The 397-nt window shown below is 56.7% G+C and carries 1 protein-coding gene; it reads left to right on the top strand.

Annotated elements, in window-relative coordinates; translation table 11 throughout:
- The coding region (locus tag KSP9073_RS17380) for a RecQ family ATP-dependent DNA helicase (RefSeq protein ID WP_114403766.1) at positions 1–397 on the top strand (397 nt) is incomplete at both ends.

Below are 397 nucleotides of genomic sequence, written 5' to 3'. Positions count from 1 at the left end.
TGCAGGAACAGCGCGGTAAGTCAGGCATTATCTACTGCAACAGCCGCGCGAAAGTAGAAGACACCGCTGCGCGCCGGCAAAGCAAGGGAATTAGCGCGGCGGCCTATCATGCCGGGCTGGAAAATAATGTTCGCGCCGATGTGCAGGAAAAATTCCAGCGCGATGACCTGCAAATTGTGGTGGCGACGGTGGCGTTCGGCATGGGCATCAATAAACCAAACGTTCGCTTCGTGGTCCACTTTGATATTCCGCGCAATATCGAATCCTATTATCAGGAAACCGGACGCGCCGGGCGTGATGGCCTGCCCGCGGAAGCGATGCTGTTTTACGATCCGGCTGATATGGCGTGGCTGCGCCGTTGTCTGGAAGAGAAGCCGCAGGGGCAGTTGCAGGATAT

Origin of the sequence: Kushneria phyllosphaerae (genome assembly GCF_900312995.1) — a bacterium.
Taxonomy (GTDB): Bacteria; Pseudomonadota; Gammaproteobacteria; order Pseudomonadales; family Halomonadaceae; genus Kushneria; species Kushneria phyllosphaerae.
This window is presented reverse-complemented; position numbering and strand designations above follow the sequence as displayed.